Source organism: Rhodoferax sp. (assembly GCF_037143375.1).
Classification (GTDB): domain Bacteria; phylum Pseudomonadota; class Gammaproteobacteria; order Burkholderiales; family Burkholderiaceae_C; genus Rhodoferax.
On record NZ_JBAWYV010000129.1, the window covers coordinates 1 to 9,123 of the forward strand.

Below are 9,123 nucleotides of genomic sequence, written 5' to 3' on the forward strand. Positions count from 1 at the left end.
TTCAAGGCTGAAATCAAGGCCTTGTTTGAAGAAGCCGTTGAACTTGAATACCGGTACGCAGAAGACACCATGCCGCGCGGTGTATTGGGCATGAACGCCTCCATGTTCAAGGGCTACCTGCGCTACATTGCCAACCGTCGTGCCACGCAAATTGGTCTCGAAGCGCTTTACCCCAACGAAGAAAATCCGTTCCCCTGGATGAGTGAAATGATCGACCTGAAGAAAGAGCGCAACTTCTTCGAAACGCGAGTCATTGAATATCAATCTGGCGGTGCGCTGTCATGGGACTGATTTTTTAATGACAACAAGAATTTCACAAACAGCCAGTAGCCCTCAAGCGGCATCGGCGATTTGTGCACCCAAGTTCATGGTGCTGGGATTGTTCCCCAACACCATGAATCGCTTCAAGCACTCCTACTCGCATGAAGTGCTCTTTGTAAATTGATCAAGGAGAAAATTAAATGGCAACTGCAAAAAAAATGGTCGTAAAAAAGACCGCCCCTGTTAAAAAAGCCGCACCTGCAAAGCCTGCTGTCGTCGTCAAAAAGGCCGTTGCAGTGAAAGCTGCCCCGGCTAAAAAAGCGGCCCCAGCGAAGAAGGCTGTCGCCAAGACCGTCGCTCCTGCCAAAAAAGCAGCGCCGGCCAAGAAAGTCGTTGTAGCAAAAGCAGCACCGGCTAAAAAAGTTGCGCCAGCCAAGAAGGCCGCTGCGAAACCAGTCGTCGCAGCCAAAAAAGCGACGCCCGCGAAAAAAGTCGTTGCAGTGAAAGCTGCTCCCGCTAAAAAAGCAGCGCCCGCCAAGAAGGCCATTGCGAAACCAGTTGTCGCAGCCAAAAAAGCGGCGCCAGCTAAAAAGGTCGTTGCAGTAAAAGCTGCACCTGCTAAAAAAGCTGCGCCCGCCAAAAAAGTAGCCGCAGTCAAGAAAGCAGCACCGGCTAAAAAGGCCGCTGCGCCCGTGCTTCCTGCAGCCAAAAAACCTGCAGCCAAAAAAGCAACAGCGCCCGCACAGACGACACTCAATCCACAGTCTGCCTGGCCGTTTCCAACAGCAAGCAAACCCTGATCGGCTATCGCAGTTCTGCGACTCGCTTTGCGCCAAGCCCGATGCCCTTCGCATCGGGCTTTTTTATCGGTGCTTAAGGATAAAAAGCAAAAACCCGGTATCCGGCAACCTGTTCTGAAGCGCCCGTCGTCTTGACTTCCATGGCGATCGATGCTGGCCATTCGGCGCCAGGGGCCAACTCAGGCAACTTGACACCCATCTCGATGGGCAGAAATACGCGCCGAACCACAGGTTGATCAAATGCATTGGTCAAGGTCAACTCAACGGCAGGTACGGCAAGAGGCATCGTTGCCGTATTTTTAACAGTGAAATTCAAACGGTATTTGTTTCCACTCGTCTTATTGAACGACGCACTCTCGACCACGATCGACTCAATTCGGCGCAAGGGTGCCAGCGAGCAATTTAAAGGCCCGCAAAGAGCCTGCAACAAGGGTTTGAGGCTCGGCTCCATCGCCACGAGGCGGTCACGCTCGTGAAGAGTGACCTGGAGCATCAAACCGAGCAACAAAGCCACAGACAGCCCCGCCAAAAGTACGCGGCGAACGGGACGAGGCGCGGTTTGGTCAGCCTTGACCCCACGCAAAAATGCAACATCGCCCACGTTGGGACTGCTATCCACTTCAACGGCTTCGTCTTTCCCAGACGATGATTCGTCGGGCTCGCTCACTGACGCGGCAACGGGCAAGATCAATGTGGGTTGAAACGTTTCTTCAGCTAACCCTTCAACTGAATCTCTTGCCTCGTTAGTCGTTGCAACTTCTTCAATTTCTTCAACGTCTTCAGGTACTTCTGACCAATCTATATCGACGTTTGAAATATCTGGTGCCGAATCATGTTCTAGGTGAATGGGTTCCGAGTCATTCGCCTCGATGACCTCTTGGAAACCATCCATGAACGACGGCAATTGTTCTTGTTTCTCTTCAACAAAAGTATCGGGCACCAAGTGATGGGAGGCATCAAAGATTTCATCGCATTGCCCGCAACGAACCCAGCCTTCAGAAATTCGAAGCTGGTCGGGAACGACCTTGAAGTGCGTTTCGCAAGCGGGGCAACGGGTAATCAGGCTCATCTTATGAAGAATGTTGACTGACACCCAGCGCGTTTCAGCGGGTTGCGGTCATCAGTATCCAGCCATCTTCCTGATCGGATACGGTCAATTGGCAGTAAGGCGCATAAGCGGCCTTCAGTTCATCCGTCTGGCGCTCGAGAATACCCGCCAGGACCAACGAACCACCGGGGCCCACACGCGACCATAACAACGGCGCCAGCACCTTCAGCGGTGTCGCTAATATATTGGCCAGCACGGTCTTGTAGACCCCCGTAGCAAGCTCGGGCAAACCCGCCTTCAGGTTCACCTCATTGGCCTGGGCATTCAGCACCGTGGATTCCACGGCAGCGTCGTCTATATCCACAGCATCAATATCAACTGCGCCATGCTTGGCGGCGCCGATCGCAAGAATCCCCGAACCACAGCCGTAATCCAGCACACGTCCCAATCTTGATACTGAATGCAATTCAGAGGCACCGCCCTTGCCTGCAATCCAGCGCAGGCACATGCGCGTGGTGGGGTGCGTCCCCGTGCCAAACGCCAGACCCGGATCAAGTCGAATAATGATCTGAGCCTGCTCAGGTGGTTCGTGCCAGGTCGGCACGATCCAGAAGGAGTGCGTGATTTCAACGGGCGTGAACTGGGACTGCGTCAAACGCACCCAATCCTGCTCGGGCACATCCTGCAAGCTTAAATATTGGCAGTCCGTGAAAAACTTTTGGGCCTGCAAAAGCGCCAGAGCGTCCTTTGCCAAGGCTTCAGAGTGATACAGCGCCGTCACTCGGGAACGCTGCCAACCGTCCTTGGGCGGCGGCATGCCCGGCTCGCCAAACAAGGCAACCTCGGCATCCGTCTGCGCGTCGGCATCTTCGACGCTCACACTCAAGGCATCCAGCGCATCGAGTGCATCACTCAAGGTTTCGACCCGGTTTTCCGGGCACATCAAACACAATTCAAACATACATTTCTAATCAATTGAGGACAGAGCTGGTTCACTGCGCGTCACTGCGGTCTATCCCGCAAGGTTTCAAATTAACGTTTGTGCTGGCTGAGCCACTCTTCAAGGTAGTGAATGTTGGTGCCGCCGGTCATGAACTTGGCGTCCACCATCAGTTCGCGGTGCAGCGCAATATTGGTATTGATGCCTTCCACCACGGTCTCACCCAAGGCCGTACGCATACGGGCCAAAGCCTGCTCACGCGTGTCGCCATGAACAATGATCTTGCCAATCATGGAGTCGTAATTTGGCGGAACGTAGTAGTTGGTGTAAACATGCGAATCCACACGCACGCCAGGACCACCCGGCGGGTGCCACATGGTGATACGGCCTGGCGATGGCGTGAATTTATAAGGGTCTTCCGCATTCACACGGCATTCAATGGCGTGGCCACGAATTTCAATCTGACGTTGTGTAAAGGGCAGCTTTTCGCCCGCAGCCACCATGATCTGGGTCTTGACGATGTCAACCCCGGTGATCATTTCCGTGACCGGGTGCTCCACCTGCACGCGGGTATTCATCTCAATGAAGTAAAACTCGCCATCTTCAAACAGAAATTCGAAGGTTCCCGCCCCGCGATAACCGATCTTCTTGCAAGCAGCAACGCAACGCTCACCCACCCGCTCAATCAATTTTCGGGGAATGCCAGGCGCAGGCGCTTCTTCCAAAATTTTCTGATGCCGACGCTGCATGGAGCAATCACGCTCGCCGAGATAAACCGCATTTTTGTATTTATCGGCCAGGATCTGGATTTCAATGTGCCTGGGGTTCTGGAGAAACTTCTCCATGTAAACCGCCGGATTACCGAAGGCGGCACCCGCTTCGGCTTTGGTCATGGTCACGGCATTGATCAGTGCCGCCTCGGTGTGCACGACGCGCATGCCGCGCCCGCCACCACCACCGGCCGCCTTGATGATGACGGGGTAACCCACCGCCTTGGCGATGCGTCGAATTTGGACCGGATCATCAGGCAACTCGCCTTCGGAGCCAGGAACGCAAGGCACCCCGGCCTTGATCATGGCCTGCTTGGCCGACACTTTATCGCCCATCATGCGGATTGACTCAGGCGTAGGGCCGATGAACTGAAAACCGCTTTTTTCGACGCGCTCGGCAAAATCAGCGTTCTCGCTCAAGAAACCATAGCCCGGGTGAATCGCCTCGGCGTCCGTCACTTCGGCGGCCGAAATGATGGCAGGCATGTTCAGGTAACTCAGCGCCGACGAAGCCGGCCCGATGCACACTGATTCTTCAGCCAGCTTGACGTATTTAGCCTCACGATCGGCCTCGGAATAGACCATGACAGCCTTGATACCGAGTTCGCGGCAGGCGCGTTGAATTCTGAGGGCGATTTCGCCCCGATTGGCAACCAGGATTTTCTTGAACATGGGATGGCTTGGTTGGCGTTACTCGATCACGAACAGAGGCTGTCCGTATTCAACCGCTTGGCCGTTTTCACAAAGAATTTGAGTCACTGTGCCCGACTTGTCGGCTTCAATTTCATTAAGGATTTTCATGGCCTCAATAATGCAGACCGTTTCACCTTCCTTGACGGTGTCGCCGATTTCCACAAAAACCTTGGCGCCCGGGGAAGCAGACCGGTAGAAAGTACCGACCATGGGTGATTTGACGGTGTGGCCGACCGCAACCGGTACCGGCACCGGTGACGCAGCAATGTCTGTGGCAGCCACGTTTTGGGCTTGCATGGTGGCAGGCATCATCATCTGCATCGGCTGGGCATACTGCTGAACCATGGCACCACCGCCTTTGACGATCCGAACCTTGCCTTCAGCTTCTGTGATTTCAAGCTCTGAAACATTTGATTCCGACACCAAGTCGATAAGTGTTTTTAGTTTTCTAAGGTCCATGAGAACTCCAACGATTTAAAGAAACAACAGCTAATTTACCTCAAATTGACGATAAATACAGCCATCTTCTTTTATTTTACAAAACTTCGACTCAAAAAACCGGGGTTTTAAGGTCATTTCCCAACGAGAACAGGGTCATTCTTACGGCGCGCAAGGCTTAACTGACTTACTTCAGAGCAGTCCAGGAAAGCAAATCTCCAGGCGTTACCTTGCCTATTTTACGATGCGCAACCAAACCATCAAACCCAAACACCACCGTGAAAGGCAGGCCACCACTTAAATTACCCAGCGAACGACTGAGATCAACCCCCGGCATTCCGGCCATCGCCACCGGAAAAGACACCGGCGAATTCACCAAAAAGCGCTTGACGGGCGCTATTTGATCCACAGCCAAACCAAGAACTTGCCAACCTTTAGCCTTATTTTCAGAATAAAAACGACTAATTAACGGAAGCTCCTCCACACACGGCGGACACCAGGTGGCCCAGAAGTTGAGCAGCAGCGGCTTGCCGCGTAGTGCGGACATAAGGAGCGAGCCCCCATCCAGCTTGGCAAATGATTGCTGCCAAAGATCAAATTCCGAAACGGGCAAGGCCGCTGACGAGGGAGTCGACCGCAAAGCCAAGCCGACCCCACCAATGGCGGCCACACCCGCCACAGCGCCCATCAGCCAGCCTCGGCGACTTGACGAGGAGGTGACCACGGATTCAGAAGGTGATTTTTCAGAGTTCATAGTTACTAATCATGCAACAAACGCTGGACTGCCGCCATATCCCCGCGCGGAGAACGCCCTTTGGCGTCAAACCGCAGGGCGCCGCGCACATCATCCCGGTCGTAAATGAGCAAATGAACACCCACCTCCTCATTCAGACCCGGGCAAAAGGCATGCACACTCAAGGCCTCCACCGAATCACCATTAAACCCGGTGATCGTGCGCGGTACGTAGTTCACTTTGTGGTCAATCAGTGCTATTTCTGCTGATTTGCAGTCATCACAAAATAATTGAATGTAAATATCAGAAAGTCGCGTCGCCGTTCCGTGCCACACTGAGCCACTCAGGTAAGGGCGGAAGTCCGCCATACGCTCCATCCACAAAAGAGCCAGACGCCGCAAGGCCAGCAGTTCCCCTGGCTGAGTGTCAGCACAAAAGATAGCGATGTAGTCTATGACGGCATCTTCTACTTCTGCGTTGCCCGGCAAGGCGGTGCGCGCAGGCAAACCCATTTGCTTGACCGCACGACGCTTGGCGGGGCCGTATTCGAGACCCTCCTCAACCACCAGACTGGCCGCAACAGCAGATAGTTCCAAGGTCAGGGATTCCATAAGCCGTCATTTTGCCTGGTTTTTTAACCGACAACTCCCCGCCTAAAATGAGTCCATGCACATTCATATTTTGGGTATTTGCGGCACCTTCATGGGTGGCCTGGCCGCTTTGGCACGCGAAGCGGGCCATAAAGTCACCGGTTGCGACGCGGGTGTTTACCCGCCCATGAGCGACCAACTGCGGGCGCTTGGCATTGAGTTGATCGAAGGGTTTGATGCTGGCCAACTGGCCCTTCAACCCGACCTGTTTGTGATCGGCAACGTCGTCAGTCGCGCCCACTTGCCCGATGGCACGCCAAAATTTCCGCTGATGGAAGCGATTCTGGATGCCGGTCTGCCCTACACCAGCGGTCCGCAATGGCTGGCAGAACATGTGCTGCAAGGCCGCCACGTCATCGCCATTGCTGGCACCCATGGCAAAACCACGACCACCGCCATGACCGCCTGGATTCTGGAATGCGCAGGACTAAAACCGGGCTTTCTGGTGGGCGGCGTGCCCATGAACTTTGATGTTTCAGCCCGATTGGGCGCCGGGAAAACCTTCGTCATTGAAGCCGATGAATATGACACCGCATTTTTCGACAAGCGCAGCAAGTTCGTGCACTACCGTCCGCGCACAGCGGTCTTGAACAACCTGGAGTTTGATCACGCCGACATCTTTGATGATCTTGCCGCCATCGAGCGTCAATTTCACCATTTGGTGCGCACCGTGCCGGGCACCGGCCCGCATGGCTCGGGCCGCGTGGTGGTCAATGGGCTGGAAGAAAGCCTGGCCCGCGTGTTGCACGCAGGCTGCTGGAGCGAGGTGCGAAGTTTTGGCGCCTTGGTGAGCGACTTCACGGCGGCGGGCGAACCGCATGATTTTGAGGTGCTGCAGCACGGAAAAATCGTGGGGCACGTGACCTGGGCGCTAACCGGCGTGCACAACCAGCTGAATGCCCTGGCTGCCATTGCGGCGGCCGAGCACATTGGCGTATCGCCCGTGGTCGCGGCAAGCGCTTTAGGCTCGTTTGAAAACGTCAAGCGCCGAATGGAAATTCGGGGCACGGTGGCGTGCCATGGCGGCAACATCACGGTGTACGACGACTTTGCCCATCACCCCACCGCCATTCGTACCACGGTTGATGGACTCAAGCGCCGCCTCAAACCGGGTGAACGCATTCTGGCCGTATTTGAGCCACGCTCCAACACCATGAAATTGGGCGCTATGAAAGCCCAGTTGCCCTGGAGCCTTGAAGAGGCTGATCTGGCGTTTTGCCACAGCGGCGGGCTGGGCTGGGACGCCCGTGATGCGCTGGCCCCAATGGGCGAGCGGGCACAGGTGGCTGACAACATCGACGAACTGGTGACGCAGGTGACGGCCCAAGCGCGAGCCGGTGATCACATCGTCTGCATGAGCAACGGCAGCTTTGGTGGCATTCACCTCAAACTGCTTAATTTGCTACGCAATAAATAGCTACTCACGCAAGTAGAACGGGGGCTAGAGGCCTAAAACACCCTTAAATCCCGGCCTCCGTCAAGCCGCCCGGCGTGCCTTGACTGCTGCCGACAGCACTTCCAGCGACTGAACCGAGTCATCCCAACCCAGGCAGGCGTCGGTGATGCTTTGGCCATAAGCCAACTTGGACGCGTCGTCTTGGCCAGGGGTGAACTTTTGGGCCCCTTCGGTCAAGTGGCTTTCCACCATGACACCGAATACGCTCTGGGAACCGCCCGAGATTTGTGCGGCAATGTCGCGCGCCACGTCGAGTTGCTTCGAAAACTGCTTGCTGCTGTTGGCGTGGCTGCAATCCACCATGAGCGTGGCGGGCAACTTGGCTTTCACCAGGTCTTTGCAAGCTTCTGCGACGCTGGCAGCGTCATAGTTAGGGGCCTTGCCACCGCGCAGGATGACGTGGCAGTCCGGGTTGCCGTTGGTTTGGACAATCGCCACCTGGCCGTTTTTATGAACAGACAAGAAATGGTGCCCACCGGCTGCGGCCTGAATCGCATCGGTAGCAATTTTGATGTTGCCGTCGGTGCCGTTCTTGAACCCAATCGGGGCCGACAGGCCCGAGGCCAGTTCACGGTGCACCTGGCTCTCCGTGGTGCGGGCGCCAATCGCGCCCCAAGAGATCAGGTCACCCAGGTATTGGGGAGAAATCACGTCCAGAAACTCGCTGCCAGCGGGCAAGCCCAGGCGGTTGATCTCAATGAGCAACTGGCGCGCCATGCGCAGACCTTCGTCAATGCGGAAAGTCTCATCAAGGTACGGGTCGTTGATCAGGCCTTTCCAGCCCACGGTGGTGCGCGGCTTCTCGAAGTACACGCGCATCACGATTTCAAGCGTATCGGCGTACTTTTCGCGCTGCACCTTGAGTTGGCGCGCGTAGTCCAGCGCGGCCACGGGGTCGTGAATGGAACAGGGGCCAATCACCACCAGCAGGCGGTCGTCGGTACCCGCCATGATGTTGTGAATGCGGCTGCGGGTGGCGCTGATCAGCGTCTCCACCGGTGTGCCACTGATGGGAAAGAAGCGGATCAAATGCTCGGGAGGTGGTAACACGGTGATGTCCTTGATGCGTGCGTCGTCGGTCTGGCTGGTACGGTCGGCGGGGTTCGCATGCCAGGCGTTGGTGCTGGCGACAGAGGTTGTGGCATTCATCGTGAGGACTCCTAAATAAAAAAAGGCATAAAAAAACCGCCGGGGGTGCCGGCGGTTTTTGGAAGATCAGGACGTTTGGTTTAGGTACGTTCAGAACTCTCGACCGCCGCAGGCGTTGGAGAACCAAAAATAGCTAAAGTAAAAACGGGCTGTTTTCATGGCTTTGAATGTAGCACAGTCAAACT

11 protein-coding genes are annotated in these 9,123 nt (G+C 55.4%); 4 read left to right on the forward strand and 7 right to left on the reverse strand.

All coding sequences use genetic code 11. The annotated features are described in order from the left end of the window. The 3 genes from WCG50_RS15125 to WCG50_RS15135 form a co-directional block, all read left to right on the forward strand. Positions 1 to 291, forward strand: a 291-nt coding sequence (locus WCG50_RS15125) for a ribonucleotide-diphosphate reductase subunit beta (RefSeq protein ID WP_336900435.1), incomplete at its 5' end; no start/stop codon positions are given. 7 nt (positions 292 to 298) lie between these two features. After that, entirely contained in the window at positions 299 to 445 is a 147-nt protein-coding gene (locus WCG50_RS15130; RefSeq protein WP_336900436.1) for a hypothetical protein, read from the forward strand. Between the two features lie 16 nt (positions 446 to 461). Then, the gene (locus WCG50_RS15135; protein ID WP_336900437.1) at positions 462 to 1,061 is read left to right on the forward strand and encodes a histone; all 600 of its coding nucleotides are present in this window, start codon (positions 462 to 464) and stop codon (positions 1,059 to 1,061) included. Between the two features lie 73 nt (positions 1,062 to 1,134). Here the strand turns inward: WCG50_RS15135 and WCG50_RS15140 are convergent, their stop codons facing one another. The 6 genes from WCG50_RS15140 to WCG50_RS15165 form a co-directional block, all read right to left on the reverse strand. Further along, the gene (locus WCG50_RS15140; RefSeq protein ID WP_336900438.1) at positions 1,135 to 2,130 is read right to left on the reverse strand and encodes a zinc-ribbon and DUF3426 domain-containing protein; all 996 of its coding nucleotides are present in this window, start codon (positions 2,128 to 2,130) and stop codon (positions 1,135 to 1,137) included. 34 nt (positions 2,131 to 2,164) lie between these two features. After that, positions 2,165 to 3,070: a 50S ribosomal protein L11 methyltransferase gene (prmA, locus tag WCG50_RS15145; protein WP_336900439.1), complete on the reverse strand. Its 906-nt coding sequence runs from the start codon at positions 3,068 to 3,070 to the stop codon at positions 2,165 to 2,167. 71 nt (positions 3,071 to 3,141) lie between these two features. Continuing rightward, a complete protein-coding gene (accC, locus tag WCG50_RS15150) occupies positions 3,142 to 4,491 on the reverse strand; it encodes an acetyl-CoA carboxylase biotin carboxylase subunit (RefSeq protein ID WP_336900440.1) in 1,350 nt (449 codons plus the stop codon). Between the two features lie 18 nt (positions 4,492 to 4,509). Further along, positions 4,510 to 4,971, reverse strand: a complete 462-nt coding sequence (gene accB / locus WCG50_RS15155; RefSeq protein WP_336900441.1) for an acetyl-CoA carboxylase biotin carboxyl carrier protein — start codon at positions 4,969 to 4,971, stop codon at positions 4,510 to 4,512. Positions 4,972 to 5,137: 166 nt separating this feature from the next. Then, positions 5,138 to 5,704, reverse strand: coding sequence for a TlpA disulfide reductase family protein (locus WCG50_RS15160; protein WP_336900442.1), 567 nt, complete (start codon positions 5,702 to 5,704; stop codon positions 5,138 to 5,140). 5 nt (positions 5,705 to 5,709) lie between these two features. Next, positions 5,710 to 6,294 carry a hypothetical protein gene (locus tag WCG50_RS15165; RefSeq protein WP_336900443.1) on the reverse strand — a complete coding sequence of 195 codons (585 nt, stop codon included), beginning with the start codon at positions 6,292 to 6,294 and terminating at the stop codon, positions 5,710 to 5,712. Positions 6,295 to 6,349: 55 nt separating this feature from the next. Here WCG50_RS15165 and mpl point away from each other — a divergent pair, with 55 nt between their 5' ends. After that, a complete protein-coding gene (mpl, locus tag WCG50_RS15170; RefSeq protein ID WP_336900444.1) occupies positions 6,350 to 7,750 on the forward strand; it encodes a UDP-N-acetylmuramate:L-alanyl-gamma-D-glutamyl-meso-diaminopimelate ligase in 1,401 nt (466 codons plus the stop codon). A gap of 60 nt (positions 7,751 to 7,810) precedes the next feature. Here mpl and WCG50_RS15175 read toward each other — a convergent pair whose 3' ends face one another. After that, the gene (locus WCG50_RS15175) at positions 7,811 to 8,938 is read right to left on the reverse strand and encodes a 3-deoxy-7-phosphoheptulonate synthase (RefSeq protein WP_336900445.1); all 1,128 of its coding nucleotides are present in this window, start codon (positions 8,936 to 8,938) and stop codon (positions 7,811 to 7,813) included. Between the last annotated feature and the right edge of the window lie 185 nt (positions 8,939 to 9,123).